At 67.6% G+C, this 15,227-nt stretch carries 13 protein-coding genes; 6 read left to right on the top strand and 7 right to left on the bottom strand.

Annotated features, from left to right (window positions below):
• The first annotated feature begins 20 nt into the window (after positions 1 to 20).
• Complete coding sequence (gene mdtD / locus PSQ40_RS20515) at positions 21 to 1,469, top strand: multidrug transporter subunit MdtD (RefSeq protein WP_273953758.1); 1,449 nt, start codon at positions 21 to 23, stop codon at positions 1,467 to 1,469.
• Positions 1,470 to 1,653: 184 nt separating this feature from the next.
• Here mdtD and PSQ40_RS20510 read toward each other — a convergent pair whose 3' ends face one another.
• A complete protein-coding gene (locus tag PSQ40_RS20510) occupies positions 1,654 to 2,817 on the bottom strand; it encodes an anhydro-N-acetylmuramic acid kinase (RefSeq protein ID WP_273953757.1) in 1,164 nt (387 codons plus the stop codon).
• 9 nt (positions 2,818 to 2,826) lie between these two features.
• Complete coding sequence (locus PSQ40_RS20505) at positions 2,827 to 4,182, bottom strand: peptidoglycan DD-metalloendopeptidase family protein (RefSeq protein ID WP_273953756.1); 1,356 nt, start codon at positions 4,180 to 4,182, stop codon at positions 2,827 to 2,829.
• A gap of 181 nt (positions 4,183 to 4,363) precedes the next feature.
• Between PSQ40_RS20505 and tyrS the strand changes: the two genes are divergently transcribed.
• Positions 4,364 to 5,599 carry a tyrosine--tRNA ligase gene (gene tyrS / locus PSQ40_RS20500; protein ID WP_273953755.1) on the top strand — a complete coding sequence of 412 codons (1,236 nt, stop codon included), beginning with the start codon at positions 4,364 to 4,366 and terminating at the stop codon, positions 5,597 to 5,599.
• Here the strand turns inward: tyrS and PSQ40_RS20495 are convergent.
• Together PSQ40_RS20495 and PSQ40_RS20490 are read right to left on the bottom strand one after the other, a co-directional pair.
• Positions 5,586 to 6,722 (bottom strand): GGDEF domain-containing protein, encoded by a 1,137-nt coding sequence (locus PSQ40_RS20495; protein ID WP_273953754.1) that lies wholly within the window; start codon positions 6,720 to 6,722, stop codon positions 5,586 to 5,588. The genes tyrS and PSQ40_RS20495 overlap by 14 nt on opposite strands.
• A gap of 132 nt (positions 6,723 to 6,854) precedes the next feature.
• A complete protein-coding gene (locus PSQ40_RS20490) occupies positions 6,855 to 7,850 on the bottom strand; it encodes a LysR substrate-binding domain-containing protein (protein ID WP_273953753.1) in 996 nt (331 codons plus the stop codon).
• Between the two features lie 149 nt (positions 7,851 to 7,999).
• Here PSQ40_RS20490 and PSQ40_RS20485 point away from each other — a divergent pair, with 149 nt between their 5' ends.
• Positions 8,000 to 8,542, top strand: a complete 543-nt coding sequence (locus PSQ40_RS20485) for a DUF2917 domain-containing protein (protein ID WP_273953752.1) — start codon at positions 8,000 to 8,002, stop codon at positions 8,540 to 8,542.
• A 110-nt stretch (positions 8,543 to 8,652) separates the two neighbouring features.
• Here the strand turns inward: PSQ40_RS20485 and PSQ40_RS20480 are convergent, their stop codons facing one another.
• A complete protein-coding gene (locus PSQ40_RS20480) occupies positions 8,653 to 9,516 on the bottom strand; it encodes a DUF6279 family lipoprotein (protein WP_273953751.1) in 864 nt (287 codons plus the stop codon).
• A 55-nt stretch (positions 9,517 to 9,571) separates the two neighbouring features.
• Here PSQ40_RS20480 and glmU point away from each other — a divergent pair, with 55 nt between their 5' ends.
• The gene (glmU, locus tag PSQ40_RS20475; protein ID WP_273953750.1) at positions 9,572 to 10,984 is read left to right on the top strand and encodes a bifunctional UDP-N-acetylglucosamine diphosphorylase/glucosamine-1-phosphate N-acetyltransferase GlmU; all 1,413 of its coding nucleotides are present in this window, start codon (positions 9,572 to 9,574) and stop codon (positions 10,982 to 10,984) included.
• A gap of 7 nt (positions 10,985 to 10,991) precedes the next feature.
• Positions 10,992 to 11,813: a sensor histidine kinase gene (locus tag PSQ40_RS20470; RefSeq protein WP_273953749.1), complete on the top strand. Its 822-nt coding sequence runs from the start codon at positions 10,992 to 10,994 to the stop codon at positions 11,811 to 11,813.
• A gap of 61 nt (positions 11,814 to 11,874) precedes the next feature.
• Here the strand turns inward: PSQ40_RS20470 and PSQ40_RS20465 are convergent, their stop codons facing one another.
• Positions 11,875 to 12,396, bottom strand: coding sequence for an Lrp/AsnC family transcriptional regulator (locus PSQ40_RS20465; RefSeq protein WP_273953748.1), 522 nt, complete (start codon positions 12,394 to 12,396; stop codon positions 11,875 to 11,877).
• Between the two features lie 194 nt (positions 12,397 to 12,590).
• Between PSQ40_RS20465 and glmS the strand changes: the two genes are divergently transcribed.
• Positions 12,591 to 14,492, top strand: coding sequence for a glutamine--fructose-6-phosphate transaminase (isomerizing) (gene glmS, locus PSQ40_RS20460; protein ID WP_273953747.1), 1,902 nt, complete (start codon positions 12,591 to 12,593; stop codon positions 14,490 to 14,492).
• Positions 14,493 to 14,749: 257 nt separating this feature from the next.
• Here the strand turns inward: glmS and PSQ40_RS20455 are convergent.
• Positions 14,750 to 15,227, bottom strand: a 478-nt coding sequence (locus tag PSQ40_RS20455; RefSeq protein ID WP_273953746.1) for a hypothetical protein, incomplete at its 5' end; no start/stop codon positions are given.

Here is a 15,227-nt window from a genome sequence, read left to right as displayed (position 1 = left end):
GTAAGAGAAAGTAATCCGCCATGGCCATCGTTCAGGACCTGCGCTCTCAGCAGCGCTTGCTGTGGCTGGTGGCGCTGGGGTTCTTCATGCAGACCCTGGACGCCACCATCGTCAACACGGCCTTGCCCGCGATGGCCAAAAGCCTGCACGAAAGCCCCCTGCGCATGCAGTCGGTGATCGTCGCGTACTCGCTGGCCATGGCCATGCTGATCCCCGCCTCGGGCTGGGTGGCGGACCGGTTTGGCACGCGCCGGGTCTATGTCTGTGCCATCAGCCTGTTTGCTGTGGGCTCGCTGTTGTGTGCGGTGTCGTCCACGCTGGCGCAGCTGGTCGCGGCGCGCGTGGTGCAGGGCCTGGGTGGGGCCTTGCTGTTGCCGGTGGGGCGGCTGGCGGTGCTGCGCACCTTCCCGCGCGAACGCTTTTTGCAAGCCATGAGCTTCATTGCCATCCCGGGGCTGATCGGCCCGCTGATCGGGCCGACGCTGGGGGGCTGGCTGGTCGAGGTGGCGTCCTGGCACTGGATCTTTCTGATCAACCTGCCGGTGGGGGCGGTCGGCGCGGTGGCGGCCTACAGCTTCATGCGCGATGGTGCGCCCGTGGCGGTCGAGCCCTTTGACTGGTCGGGCTACCTCTGGCTGGCCTCGGGCATGGTGTCGCTGTCCTTGGCCCTCGATGGGTTGTCGGGCCTGGGGCTCGGGCATGCCGGGGTGTTGGTGCTGCTGGTGTTTGGCCTGGCCAGCCTGGTGGCCTACTGGCTGCATGCGATGCGGGTGCCTCAGCCGCTGTTCTCTCCGCGCTTGTTCAGTGTGGTGTCGCTGGCGATCGGCCTGCTGGGCAACCTGTTTTCGCGCCTGGGCAGTTCGTGCATGCCTTTCTTGGTGCCTTTGCTGCTGCAGGTCAGCCTGGGGTACTCGCCTTTTGAGGCCGGCCTGATGATGCTGCCCGTGGCCCTGGCCGGCATGGCGGTGAAACGCATCACCACGCCCCTCATCACGCGCCTGGGCTACCGCCGCGTGCTGGTGGGCAACACGGTGCTGGTGGGGCTCAGCATGATGAGCTTTGCGCTCATCACGCCGACCCAGCCTTTGTGGCTGCGGGTGCTGCAGCTGGCGGTGTTTGGCGCCGTCAATTCGATCCAGTTCACCGCCATGAACACGCTGACCCTCAAGGACCTGGAGGGGCCGCAGGCCAGCAGTGGCAACAGCCTGCTGTCGATGGTGCAGATGCTGGCCATGGGCATGGGGGTGGCCGTGGCAGGCGCGGTGCTGGCGGGTTTCACGGCCTGGATCGGCTCGGGCAGTGCACCCACCCTGGCACGGGTTGACACCCTGTCGGCGTTCAATGCCACCTTCTTCACCATGGGGCTGATCACGCTGGCGTCCGCTGCCATCTTCTGGCAATTGCCACTGGGCGAGGCGTCGGTGGGCACCGCGCGCTCACCCGAGGCCGAGGGACCGACGGGGCATTGAGGCTGGTGGCTGGTGCAGGGAGGCCGCGCCCGCACGGGGCGCCTTCTTGGCGGTGTGGCTTCGGGTTCCGGGCGGCGGGTGCCGAATTTCGGGTGCCGTCGCGGCCTGGAACTCACCACGTCACGTCAGGTGAGCTTGGGTGAGGTCATGTCAGATCCACCGCACCCCACGGCTCCCGGGCTGATCAGAGCCGGATCGGGGGATCGCCGGCTGGGTAGAGGGCCCCCAGGATGCGCGCGCCCTCGGCGCCAGTGACGCTGGGCAGGCTGCCGGTTTGGCGCAGCACCGCCTGGCGTGCCAGCCAGGCAAAGGCCACGGCCTCCACCTGCAGCGGGGGCAGCCCGGCCGCGGCGGTGGAGCGCACGCTGAGGTCGGGCAACTGGGCACGCAGTCGGCGCATCAGCTCGTCGTTGAGCGCGCCACCACCACAGACCAGCAGTTGCCGGCTGCCCTGGCCATGCAGCTTGAGGGCGTTGGCGCAGGCCAGCGCCGTGAACTCGGTCAAGGTGGCCTGCACATCGGCGGCCCGCAGACCGGGCCACGCTGCCAGGCGCTGGGCCAGCCAGTCGGGGTTGAACAAGTCGCGGCCGGTGCTCTTGGGCGGCGGCTGGTCCAAAAAGGGTTCGTTGAGCAGTGCTTGCAGCAGCCCGGTGTGCACCTCACCCTGGGCCGCCCAGGCGCCACCGCGGTCGAAGGCCTGGCCGGTGTGCTGCTGGCACCAATGGTCCATCAGGGCGTTGCCGGGGCCGCAGTCAAAGCCCCGCACTTCTCCGGCCCGCTGGGTCTGCGCGGGCGGACGCGGCGGGATCACGGTCAGGTTGGAGATGCCTCCGAGGTTGAGCACCGAGACGGTTTGCTCGCTTTGTCCAAACACGCGGGCATGGAAGGCGGGCACCAGGGGGGCGCCCTGGCCGCCGGCCGCGATGTCACGGCTGCGGAAATCCGCCACCACATCGATGCCGGTGTGCTCGGCCAGCAGGGCGGGGTTGTTCAGTTGCAGGGTGTAGCCCGTGCCATCGTGCAGGCCGGGCTGGTGGCGCACCGTCTGGCCGTGCGCCCCGATGGCCAGCACGCGCCAAGCCGGCAGGCCGCCTTCGCCGAGCAGTCGGGCCACCACCGCCACGTAGGTGCGCGCCAGGGCGTTGGCGGCGAGGGCCGCACGGTGCAGTTCGTTGGTGCCGGGCGTGTTCAGGTCCAGCAAGGTCTGCTTCAGGCCTTGGGTGAAGGGCAGGGCCACATGGGCCACGACCTGGGGTTGATCGCCCTCAAAGCGGCACAGCACCCCGTCCACCCCGTCGAGCGAGGTGCCGGACATCAGCCCAATGAAATGGTCGGCCGCAGCGCCCATGGGCGGGGCTCAGTCGGCGCTGGCCTGCTGCACCGAGGCGGCGGCGGACAACTGGATGCGCATGGCCGAGGCCAGGCGGTTGAAGGCCGGGCGCGCTGCGGTGGATACTGGGATGGATTCGCTCTGGCGGGCGATCGTCATCGGGTCCTGGTGCACGCCATTGACGCGGAATTCAAAGTGCAGGTGGGGGCCGGTGGCCCAGCCCGTGGCACCCACGGCACCCAGGTTTTGGCCTTGGCTGATGGTCTGGCCGCGCACCACGCTGATGCGGCTCAGGTGGGCGTAGACCGTGGTCTGGTTGTTGCGGTGCTTGACGATCACCACGTTGCCGTAGCCGTTCTGCACCCCTGCAAAGTCGACCACCCCGTCACCCACCGAGCGCACGGCGGTGCCCACCGGGGCGGCGTAGTCGGTGCCCAGGTGGGCGCGCCAGGTTTGCAGGATCGGGTGGAAGCGCATCTTGAAGCCGCTGGTGACGCGCGAGAACTCGACCGGCGAGGTCAGGAAGGCGCGGCGCAGGCTGTTGCCGTCCAGGGTGTAGTAGCCGCCTTTTTGGCCGGGTTCCTGGAACCACATGGCCTGGTAGGTCTTGCCGGCGTTGATGAACTCGGCGCTCAGCACGCGGCCGGTGCGCAGGGGTTCGCCGTCGGCTTCGAGGGTTTCGTAGACCACCGAGAAACGGTCGTCCTTGCGCAGGCTGCGGTGGAAGTCGATGTCACCCGAAAAGATCTCGGCCAGTTGGGTGGCCACCTGGTCGGGGATGCCGGCGTCGTCGGTGGCGGCAAACAGCGAGCTGCGGATGGTGCCGCCCGCCAACTTGCTGCTGGCGCTGAGTTGGCCGGTTTCGATGCGCGAGGTGTAGCGGCCTTGCGGGGTTTTCTCGAACACCAGGCGCTGGAAGGTGTTGCTGTCGTCGGGGGCCCAGCGGGCGGTCAGGCGCAGCAGGCGGTGATCGTCGGTGGCCTCGGCGCTGACCTGGCGGCCGGTGCGGCCCAGCAGGCTGATGCGCACCAGCGGGTCGTTGCGCAGGAAGGCGGCCGCGGTGGGGTCGCTCAGGCCCAGGCGCTGCATCAGGGTGTCGATGCTGTCGGTGGCGCGGACGGTGTCGGAGCGGAACAGGTTGAACTGGTGCACGTCCAGCGCTTCGACCTGGGCCTGCAGCGACGGGGTGGGGATCTGTTCGGTGATCTGGCGCACCGGCAGGTCGGCGGCGTCCGGGGCGATCGAGGCCACGGCGAAGGCGCCGCCCCCGCCGCCGAGCAGCAGGGCCGCCACCAGGGCGGTGACTCGTTTTGGATGACGTTCAATCTGTTGCGCCAGTCGAGACCACAAAAGCTCGCCAGCGGCGGTGAAACCGTATTTCAAGAATCAGTCCCCAGGATCGTTCTGCCCCGAAAAAGGCAGCGTGTCGGGGCAAGGTTCCCGACGGTTGCAGGTGTTCAGCCAATGACAGAACCGGTCGCAAAAAGCGGGCCAATTAAAATCCACTTTTGCGAGCCAATCGAGTATAGCTGGGCCGCCTGCCCCGACATCTGAAAAAACCCTTATGAATCAAGCTGCTGCTGTTACAAACTACCCCGTGACTGATCGTGTGCGCGAGGCGCTGGCCGTCACCCTGAGGGGCTGCGATGAGCTGATCCCGCAAGACGCCTGGGTGCAGAAATTGGCCCGTTCGGAGGCCACGGGCGTGCCGCTGCGCATCAAATTGGGGCTGGACCCGACCGCGCCCGACATCCACATCGGCCACACCGTGGTGCTCAACAAGATGCGCCAGCTGCAGGACCTGGGTCACACGGTCATCTTCCTGATCGGTGACTTCACCAGCATGATCGGCGACCCCTCGGGCCGCAACAGCACCCGCCCGCCGCTGACAGCCGAGCAGATCAAGGCCAACGCCGAGACCTACTACCGCCAGGCCAGCCTGGTGCTGGACCCGGCCAAGACCGAGATCCGTTACAACAGCGAGTGGAGCGACCCGCTGGGGGCCCGCGGCATGATCCAGCTGGCCGCCAAGTACACCGTGGCCCGCATGATGGAGCGCGACGATTTCCACAAGCGCTTCACCACCGGCCAGTCGATCAGCGTGCATGAGTTCCTGTACCCGCTGATGCAGGGTTACGACTCGGTGGCGCTCAAGAGCGACCTCGAACTCGGTGGCACCGACCAGAAGTTCAACCTGCTGATGGGTCGCCACCTGCAGCAGGAGTACGGCCAGGAGCCCCAGTGCATCCTGACCATGCCGCTGCTCGAAGGCCTGGACGGCGTGGACAAGATGTCCAAGAGCAAGAACAACTACGTCGGCATCAGCGAAGACCCCAACACCATGTTTGCCAAGGTGCTGTCGATCTCCGACACCCTGATGTGGCGCTGGTACACCCTGCTGTCGTTCAAGAGCGAAGCCGAGATCGCGGCGCTCAAGGCCGAGGTCGAAGGGGGCCGCAACCCCAAGGACGCCAAAGTGGCGCTGGCCAAGGAGATCACGGCCCGCTTCCACAGCGCGGCCGCGGCCGATGCCGCCGAGCAGGACTTCATCAACCGCAGCAAGGGGGGCGTGCCCGAGGACATCCCGGCCGTGACCCTGTCGGGCGCCCCGATGGGCATTGGTGCGCTGTTGAAGGCCGCCGGCCTGGCGCCGTCGACCAGCGAAGCCAGCCGCCTGATCGAGGGCGGTGGGGTGCGCGTGGACTCGGGTGTGGTGAGCGACAAGGCCCTCAAGCTGGGCGCCGGCACCTACGTGGTGCAGGTCGGCAAGCGCAAGTTCGCCCGCGTCACGCTGGCGTGACGCGCTGAGGCGAGGGCTCGGTCGGGGCCGGGCCCGAAGACACGGCCTTGACCGGGCTGCCCGCGGCCAGCACCCGGTTGCGCCCGCCTTGCTTGCCCGCGTAGAGCGCGCCGTCGGCGCGCGACACCACCTGGGCAAAGGGCTCGGCGGGCTTGAGCTGGGCCACGCCAATCGTCACCGTGAAGCGCACCTGGGCGCCGCTGTCCAGGTTCACCGTGCAGTCGCTGACGCGGCGGCGCAGTCGCTCGGCCACGGTCAGGGCGCCCGTCAGGTCGGTGTCGGGCAGCAGCACCAGGAATTCTTCGCCGCCCCAGCGGGCCACGCAGTCGACCTCGCGGGCCTGCTCTTGCAAACACTGGAAGAACGCCTTCAGCACCCGGTCTCCGCCGTCGTGACCGTGCTGGTCGTTGACCGACTTGAAATGGTCAATGTCGCACAGCAGCACCGACAGCGTGGTGTGGTTGCGTTTGCTGCGCGCGGTGGCCAGTTGGGCCATCTCCAGCAGGCGGCGGCGGTTCAGCGCGCCGGTCAGCGGGTCGGTCGAGGCCTGGGCCAGTAGCGCCTGCTGGGCCCGCGACACCACCCCCAGGTAGCAGCGCGACAGCACCCCCAGGATGGCGAACAGGCTCAGGATGTTGGTGTAGCGCAGGCTGCTCTCCAGCAGCGGGTCGAGTTGGTGTGAGGGCGCCTGGTGCGTGGTCCAGACGTTCAGGGCCATGTAGATGACCGCCACCAGCGTGGCGATCAGCACCTTGAGGCGCTGCGCGGTGTTGGAGGCCAGCATCACCAGCGGCAGCAAAGGCAGCATCAGGTAGTGAAAGCCGGTTTCCCAGCCCACCAGCACACTGGCCAGCGTGGCGTGGAGCAAGACTTCGATGCACGGCAGCACGGCCGCCACCACCAGGCGACCGCGCGCCCGTGTCTCCCAGCAAGACCAGGCGAAGGTGGCCACGCTGAGCACATTGAAGGCGGCCAGCACGGGCACCCCGGCGTAGCCAAACACCCCAATGAACAGCAGGTGCATGACCATGCCCAGCACCGCGGCCTGGCGCACCAGGAGGCGGTAGTTGTGGCTGGCCAGGCTGGCGTTCAGCCACTCGGTGGCGGGCAGGGGAGGTGGCATGGTCAGGCGTGGTCGGTGGGTGGGTCCGGCGGGCTGGCGGTCGGGCGCGGTCCGGGCCTGTGGTGACGGTCGGCGGGGCAGCGCACCCTTGCGTCGGGATTATCACCACAGTGGGGCGCTGGGGGCCAGCGTTCAGCCCAGGTCGTCGCACAAATCGGTGTCGGGCACCTCGCCGACCGTGACCCGCGTGCGGGCCGCCTCGGCTTGCAGCCAGTCGGAGAAGGCCTTGACCTCGGGGCGCTGGGCGCTGCGCGGGCCCACCAGCAGCCAATACGCCAGGGGGGAGTCGAGCCGGTGCCCGGGCAGCACTTCGACCAGGTCGCCGGAGGCCAGGCTGTCGGCAATCAGTGGCATGCGGGCCAGCGCCACGCCCTGGCCGGTGAGCGCCGCCTGCACGATCTGGTGGGCGTAGTTGAAGTAAAGCCAGCGCTTGGGCTCGAGGTTGAGCAGGCCCTGGGTCTGGAACCAGCGCCGCCAGGTCAGCCATTCCATGTGCTGGGTGCGGTGCGCGTCGCCCGCCTCGATCAGGGTGAAATGGGCCACATCGGCCGGTTGCCGAATCGCCTGGCCGCTCTTCAACAGCCAGGGGCTGGCGACCAGGGCCAACTGTTCGCCAAACAGGCGTTGGGCGCCGCGCACCGGGCCGCCCGGCAGGCTGTAGCGCAGGGCCAGGTCGACGTCGGCGGTTTCGAGGTCGACCGCGGTGTCGGTGGCGTCGATGCGGATGTCGATGCCCGGGTGGCTTTGCTGGAAGGCCTCGAGCCGGGGGATCAGCCACATGGACGCGAATGAGGCCCAGGTGGTGACGGCCACGCTTTGCCGGCCCGCGCTCTGCCGGATCTGACGCACCGTGCCGTCGATGCGTTCCAGGGCAGGCAGCAGGGTGCGCAACAACTGGGCGCCCGCGCTGGTCAGTTCGACCGCCCGGGTGTGGCGCAGGAACAGGGGCACGCCCACCTCGTCCTCCAGCGCCTGGATCTGTCGGCTGACGGCGGATTGGGTCAGTGCGAGTTCCTCGGAGGCGATGCGGAAGTTCAGGTGGCGGGCCACCGCTTCAAAGGCCCGGAGGTGGCCAACGGCGACCGGTCGGCTGCGCAAATGGGTGATCGCGGGGCTGCTTTTGCTCATCGGTATGGGTGGGTCAGGGGCCAAGGCATGGGGGCAGGACCCATGCGGTTTGCGAATCAATCGGGGGAGGCTATTTCATTGGACTGAAGCCTGGCGGATGCCGATCATGAAGGCTCTTCAACGACTTTTCAAGCACCAAGGAGTCCATCATGCTGTCCCGCCCCGTTCTGGAATCGCAACAATCCGCTGCCGTCATCCCGGCTGGCCGCGCGTTCCCTGGTGGCTGGAAACTGGTCGCCCAACGCGCGGTGACCTTCCGCCCACGGGAGCGCAGTGTGATGGAGGTCACGCAGGGCCGAATTTGGCTCACTTTCAGCGGGCCCCATCGGGGGCACGGCAATGAATCCGGGGACCGCTTTCTGAGCCCGGGCGACTGTCTGCTGGTGGAGGCCGGCCAGACCGTGGTGATGGAGGCCTTCTCCCGCGAGGAGGTGACCTTCCGCTGGGACTGGGCCCTGCCCGGGGTGGTGGTGAGTGAGGTGCAGCCAGCGCGCCCCTTCACCGAGCCCCAGGCCACCAGCTCCGCCTGGCAGCGCGATGTGCGCCAGCCGCTGGCCGACCTGGGGCGTGCCCTGGGCCTGGGCTGGCAGGCCGGTCTGGCCGGTGGGCAGGCGGTGGGGCGGCTGGTGACCGGCGTGGTCCGCCTGGGGCTCTGGGCGATCACGGGGGGTCGACAGGGGCACCCGGCCTGAGGGGGCGCAGTGTCCCCCGCCAGGCCCCTGGGCCGGGGGGGGGCTGGCGTCAGCCAACCCAAGCCGCTTGGCGCCTGGCGCCGAAGCGGCTTGTTCATTTGCGGGGTGGGCTACTTGGCGGCGGCCAGTTCTTGCAGGTCGCGTTGCCAACCGCGCAGCGTGCGCACGGCGCGCTCGCGCTGCTCCGGGGTGGCCAGCTGGTGCAGGCGCGCGACGGTGTTGCAGGTGAATTCCAGGCTGCGCTCCAGCTGCTCGCGGTGGGCGGGCACCGGGGGGCGCTGGGCGCGTTCGGCCCAGTCGCGCCAGGCTTGTTCGGCTTGGGCCTGGGTGGCCTGGGCTTCGATCAGGCGGCGCAGCGTGGCCAGGGCGTCCTGGTGTTTGCGCTGGCGCTCGGCCAGCGCCATGCGCGGGTTGAACGGCGATGAGCGCACCGACTCACTGAGCAGCTGCTTTTGGGCGGCGTTGAGGCGGCCGTAGAGGCGCTCGGCCCGCTCCACCTGTTCGTCCAGCCGCTTGCTGAGGTAGTTGTCTCGGCTCAGGTCGACCCAGTCGCTGCGGAAATCATCCTCGTTGCGGCTGTACTTCTTGGCCAGCTGGGCTATCTGAGGGGGGCTCAGGCTCAGTGCCAGCCGCGCCACCAGGGGCGCGCTTTGGTCCACCAGGGCCTGCACGCGTTCACGCCCCGGCGGCACCAGTTCGCACAGTTGCTCGGCGCTGACCTCGCCCGGCAGGCGCTTTTCGACGCTTTGCAGCAGCTCGCGGTAGCGCGGCAGTTCTTGCTGGCGGTGCCAGGCCTGCAGGTCTTTGAGGTCTTGTTTCAGCCGCAGCGACTGTTCGCTGTCGAAATCCACGTAGCCATCGGCCCACCAGTAGGTGAATTCAGGCAGGGCGTTGTAGCCCAGTTTGAGGGTGCTGCACGCCGTCAGCAAGCCAATCGAAATCAGCAGACCGGCCCGCGTGATAATCCGTCGCAACGGCGCCAGGCCTTCCCCGGCAGCCGAGGGTAAGCAACAAGCAAAAGGACGTTTCATGTCAGGATTTTTACCAGTTCTGGATGTCGTGGTGATGGCCGCGGGTAAAGGCACGCGGATGAAGAGCAGTCTGCCCAAAGTGCTGCACAAGGTGGCAGGCCGCGCCATGGTGCGCCATGTGCTGGACACGGTCGAGGGCTTGAGCCCCCGTCGCGTGGTCCTGATCACGGGCCATGGCGCCGAGGCGGTCGAGGCCCACCTGGCCAGCCACCCGCTGAGCACCGCGGGCACCCTGCAGTATGCGCGCCAGATGCCCCAGCTGGGCACGGGCCATGCTGTGCAACAGGCCGTGCCGCTGTTGCCGGACGACGGGGTGGTGGTGATCCTCAACGGCGACGTGCCCCTGATCGAGGCGGCGACCGTGCAGGCCCTGGTGCAGGCCAGTGCGGGTCAGCAACTGGCCTTGCTGACCGTGACGCTGGACGACCCCACGGGTTACGGCCGCATCGTGCGCGAGGGCGCCTCGGTGCGCGGCATCGTCGAGCACAAGGACGCCACGCCCGAGCAACGCGCCATCCGCGAAACCTACACCGGCATCATGGCCGTGCCGGCCCGCCTGCTCAAGCCCTGGCTGGCGCGCCTGAACAACCACAACAGCCAGCAGGAGTACTACCTGACCGACATCGTGGCCATGGCGGTGGCCGACGGCGTGGGCGTGCTGGGGGTGCCGACCGAGGACGAAACCCAGGTGGCCGGTGTCAACAGCCCGCAGCAACTGGCCGCGCTGGAGCGGGCCTGCCAGGCCCGCCAGGCCGAGGCGCTGATGGCCGCCGGGGTGCGCCTGGCGGATCCGGCCCGGCTGGACGTTCGCGGTCAGCTGCACTGCGGCAGCGACGTGGAGATCGACATCAACTGTGTGTTCGAGGGCACCGTCACCCTGGGCGACCGGGTGCGCATCGGCGCCCATTGCGTGATCGCCAACGCCCGCATCGCCGACGGCGCGGTGATCCACCCCTTCACCCACATCGACGGCGAAAAAGCCGGTGTCGAGGTGGGGGAGGGGGCCTTGATCGGTCCGTTCGCCCGCCTGCGCCCGGGCGCCCGCCTGGGGGCCGAGGTGCACATTGGCAACTTTGTCGAGGTCAAAAACTCGACCCTGGCCGCCGGCGCCAAGGCCAACCACCTGGCCTACCTGGGGGACGCCACCGTGGGCGAGCGTGTCAACTACGGCGCGGGCAGCATCACCGCCAACTACGACGGTGCCAACAAGCACCGCACGGTGATCGAAGCCGACGTGCATGTGGGCAGCAACTGCGTGCTGGTGGCGCCGGTCACCCTGGGGGCGGGCGGCACGGTGGGCGGTGGTTCGACCATCACCAAGGACACGGCACCCGGGGCGCTCAGCGTCAGCCGGGCGCGTCAGGTCAGCATTGCCAATTGGCAGCGGCCCGCCAAGGCCCCCAAAGCCTGATGCCGCGATGAGCGAGATCAAGCCCCCATCGCTCGCCGCCGCGCCGGCGGTGGCGCCCGAGGACAGCCTGGCCGCCTGGCAGGCGCAGGACCCGGCCGTCTTGGCGCAAGAGGTGCTGCGCCTGCGCGCCGAATTGCAGGCCCGGCGCGATGACCAGCAGGCCTTCTTGCGTGTGGTCTCGCACGACCTGCGCTCGCCGGTGCGCCACGTGGTGTCGTATGGCCAACTGGTGCGCGAGCTGGTGCTGGAGAGCAATGCCGACCCCGCGGCGCTGCAGTTCCTGGACACCATCACCCAGTCGGCCCAGCAGCTGGGCCGCATGATTGACGGCTTGATCGCCTTGGGCCGCATCGGCACCGCCGAGCTGCAACTGCAGGCGCTGCCCTTGGGCGAGGTGCTGCAAGATGCCCTGCGCCAAGCCCAGGCCAGCGCGCCCGACCGCTGTGTGCAGTGGCAGGTGCCTGAGCTGGCGGCCTTGCCGGCGGTGCGCGCCGACCTGGCCTTGCTGCGCGATCTGCTGCGGCACCTGCTGGACAACGCGCTCAAGTTCACCCGCCAGCGCCCCGACGCCGAGATCGCACTGACCGCCGCGGTGGACGGCACACAGCTGGTGCTGACCCTGCGTGACAACGGCGCCGGCTACAACCCCGAGCACCAGGCGCAGTTGTTTGGGGTGTTCCAGCGCTTGCACGCCACGCGCGACTTTGAGGGCCTGGGCCTCGGCCTGGCCGCGGCACGGCGCATCGTGGACCGCCTGGGCGGCCAGATCAGCCTGCATGGCGAACTGAACCAGGGCTGTACGGTCACGCTGCAATTGCCATTGGCCTGAGCGTTCCGGGCGAACCAGGGGCGCCCAGCCCCGCCCTCTGGCCCGTCACCCGCCTCGGTCCTCAGCGCGCGGCGCTGGCGGCGCTGGCGGGCCCGGGTGTCAGCGGCAAAGGCAAGCGCGGCTCGAACTTGCTGCGTTTGATGCTGAAGAAGGCCTTCACATTGCGCACATTGGCATCGCTGGTGAACAGGCGCTGCGCCAGCGCCAGGTAAGCCGGCATGTCCGGCGCACCCACCACCAACACGAAGTCCGGCCCGGGCGACACGCGGTAGCACTGCTGTACCGCGTCGTCGGCCGCTACGCGCTGCTCGAACGCAGCCAGGCGCTCGGCGTCCTGGCGGTCCAGCGTGACCTCGACCAGGGCGGTCAGGCCGTGGCCCAGCAAGGGGGCCAGCCGGTCGGGGCTCAGCAGCGCCACCTGGCGCTCGATCAGGCCCGCGTCCAGCAGGCGTTTGACCCGCCGCAAGCAGGTGGGTGGCGACACATGTACGCGCGCGGCCAAGGCCTGGTTGCTCAGGCTGGCGTCACGCTGCAGTTGCTCCAGCAGCTGCAGGTCGATGCTGTCGAGTGGTATTTGTTCCATAAAAGCTATTTAAATGAATTTTTATTTCAACAAATGGACGGGGTGAATTTTAATTTCACATGAGCTGAAATTTAGATCATTTATTTTTCAGACTTCTTTCTAACATCCGTTCCAGTCTCTGCGGTTGGCCCGGTGCCCAAGGCACCCAACCCCGGGCCCCCTTTTCATTTTTTTGAACCTACAAGGACCTCCCCATGTGTGGCATCGTCGGCGCCGTCTCTACCCGCAACATCGTTCCCGTGCTGGTTCAGGGCCTGCAGCGCCTGGAGTACCGGGGCTATGACTCCTGCGGTGTGGCGGTCTGGTCGGATGGTCTGCGCCGCACGCGCAGCACTTCACGCGTGGCCGAGTTGCTGACCCAAGTGGCCACCGACGACGTGCAGGGCGTCACCGGCATCGCCCACACGCGCTGGGCCACGCACGGCGCGCCGGCGGTGCACAACGCGCACCCGCATTTCAGCCATGGCCCGGGGGCCGAGCCGCAACGCGCAGCCCGGGTCGCCCTGGTGCACAACGGCATCATCGAGAACCACGACGAGCTGCGCGCCGCCCTGCAAGCGCGCGGCTATGTGTTTGCCAGCCAGACCGACACCGAGGTCATTGCCCATTTGATCGACAGCCTGTACGACGGCGATCTGCTCGATGCGGTGCGCGCCGCGCTGGTGCAGCTGCACGGCGCGTATGCGATCGCGGTGTTCCACAAGGACGAGCCGCACCGGGTCATCGGGGCCCGCGCGGGCTCGCCCCTGATCCTGGGGGTGGGCGCCACGCAAGGAGAGGGCGCGGGCGAGAACTTCCTGGCCAGCGATGCCATGGCCTTGGCCGGTGTGACCGACCAGATCGTCTACCTGGAAGAGGGCGACGTGGTGGACGTGCAACTGGGCCGTTACTGGGTGCTGGGCCGCGACGACCAAGGCGGCTACCAGCCCGTGACCCGCCCTGTGCGCACCGTGCAGGCGCACAGCGGCGCGGCCGAGCTGGGGCCGTACCGCCACTACATGCAAAAAGAGATCTTCGAGCAGCCCCGTGCCATTGCCGACACCCTCGAAGGCGTGGCTGGCATCGTGCCCGAGCTGTTCGATGGGCTGGGTGCGCAGCCCGGCGAGACCGGTGCCGCCGCGTGGCGCGTTTTCAAGGAAATCGACTCCGTGCTGATCCTGGCCTGTGGCACCAGCTACTACAGCGCTTGCACCGCCAAGTACTGGCTGGAGTCGATCGCCAAGATCCCGACCCAGGTCGAGATCGCCAGCGAATACCGCTACCGCGAATCCGTGCCCAACCCGCGCAGCCTGGTGGTCACGGTGAGCCAGTCCGGTGAAACCGCCGACACCCTGGCCGCCCTGCGCCACGCGCGCAGCCTGGGCATGGAGCACACCCTCACCATCTGCAATGTGGCCACCAGCGCCATGGTGCGCGAGTGCAAACTGGCCTACATCACCCGCGCCGGCGTGGAGATCGGGGTGGCGTCGACCAAGGCCTTCACCACCCAGTTGGCGGGCCTGTTCCTGCTGACCCTGGCGCTGGCCCAGAGCCGCGGCCTGCTGAGCGCCGAGGCCGAAGCCGAGCACCTCAAGGCCATGCGCCACCTGCCCGCGGCCTTGCAGGCGGTGCTGGCGCTGGAGCCCCAAATCATCAGCTGGGCCGAGGACTTTGCGCGCAAGGAAAACGCCCTGTTCCTGGGCCGTGGCCTGCACTACCCCATCGCGCTGGAAGGCGCGCTCAAGCTCAAAGAGATCACCTACATCCACGCCGAGGCCTATGCCGCCGGTGAACTCAAGCACGGCCCGCTGGCGCTGGTGACCAGCGAGATGCCCGTGGTCACCGTGGCGCCGAACGACGCGCTGCTGGAAAAGCTCAAGAGCAACCTGCAAGAGGTGCGCGCGCGCGGCGGCGTGCTGTATGTGCTGGCCGACGCCGACACCCGCATCGAAACTGGCGAGGGTCTGCACGTGATCCGCATGCCCGAGCACTACGGCGCTCTGTCCCCGCTGCTGCATGTGGTGCCGCTGCAGCTGCTGGCCTACCACACCGCCTGCGCGCGTGGCACCGATGTGGACAAGCCGCGGAACCTGGCGAAGAGTGTGACGGTGGAGTGAGGGGCGGGGTTCCCCGACACGAGTGTTCACGGGCAATAGAGTCTGAGACAGCGCAACATAGTCTCAGACGAAGCAACAGAGTCTGAGACAAAGTGCGCTGAAGAACTCCCGGACTGTCACAAAGTCTTGTAGGAGAGAACAGGAACCCCGTGCGCGACCCTCAATAGATGTGTGTCGTACAGTGACTGTTGCCGCGAGGGGGCTTGCTCATCAGCGCTGGGCACTCAATGCGTTAGCTGCAGCGAGTTGGGCGCTCTTCAGCTTTGCGAGAGGGTTGCGTCGTACATCTTTTTCAACAGTGGCTCCATCAGTTCCCGGGTTGGCTCCCACTCATCTTCAGTGAGCCTTCTGTACTTCTCAGTCAGGATCACTTGATGGTCAAAGGGGAAGTCTGACCTGCCCCCTGCAGACGTACCAATCAAAAGTGGAAGTCCAAGTTCAAGGTTAATCGATTTGTTTTTGAATTGAAGGTTGTTGAGTTGCATCGCCAGCGCGCTGGCGATGCAACTCGGCAAAACGAGCCGGTGGTATGCGGCCCAGGCTGCTGCGTGGTCTGACTTCGTTGGAGTCCGTGCGCCAGATGACCACGGATGTTCTGGCCTGGTGCAAGGTTGTATTGACCCAGAAATTTCCTGCTCAGGTGTTATCGTTGAAAGGAAACACAGATGAGCACCCTGATGGAAGACGACATCAAGCGTTGGACGGCCAAGAGAAAGACGGCCCTGGTCCTGGACA

It is taken from the genome of Curvibacter cyanobacteriorum (assembly GCF_028649475.1).
Taxonomy (GTDB): domain Bacteria; phylum Pseudomonadota; class Gammaproteobacteria; order Burkholderiales; family Burkholderiaceae_C; genus Curvibacter; species Curvibacter cyanobacteriorum.
The sequence above is the reverse complement of the archived record's forward strand: the minus strand, read 5'-3'. Positions and strand labels throughout refer to the sequence as shown.

Bases quoted from the DNA above. Each gene is read 5' to 3' on its own strand.
- mdtD (WP_273953758.1), top strand. From the start codon at position 21: ATGGCCATCGTTCAGGACCTGCGCTCTCAGCAGCGCTTGCTGTGGCTG.
- PSQ40_RS20510 (WP_273953757.1), bottom strand. From the start codon at position 2,817: ATGGGCGCTGCGGCCGACCATTTCATTGGGCTGATGTCCGGCACCTCG.
- tyrS (WP_273953755.1), top strand. From the start codon at position 4,364: ATGAATCAAGCTGCTGCTGTTACAAACTACCCCGTGACTGATCGTGTG.
- PSQ40_RS20495 (WP_273953754.1), bottom strand. From the start codon at position 6,722: ATGCCACCTCCCCTGCCCGCCACCGAGTGGCTGAACGCCAGCCTGGCC.
- PSQ40_RS20490 (WP_273953753.1), bottom strand. From the start codon at position 7,850: ATGAGCAAAAGCAGCCCCGCGATCACCCATTTGCGCAGCCGACCGGTC.
- PSQ40_RS20485 (WP_273953752.1), top strand. From the start codon at position 8,000: ATGCTGTCCCGCCCCGTTCTGGAATCGCAACAATCCGCTGCCGTCATC.
- glmU (WP_273953750.1), top strand. From the start codon at position 9,572: ATGTCAGGATTTTTACCAGTTCTGGATGTCGTGGTGATGGCCGCGGGT.
- PSQ40_RS20470 (WP_273953749.1), top strand. From the start codon at position 10,992: ATGAGCGAGATCAAGCCCCCATCGCTCGCCGCCGCGCCGGCGGTGGCG.
- PSQ40_RS20465 (WP_273953748.1), bottom strand. From the start codon at position 12,396: ATGGAACAAATACCACTCGACAGCATCGACCTGCAGCTGCTGGAGCAA.
- glmS (WP_273953747.1), top strand. From the start codon at position 12,591: ATGTGTGGCATCGTCGGCGCCGTCTCTACCCGCAACATCGTTCCCGTG.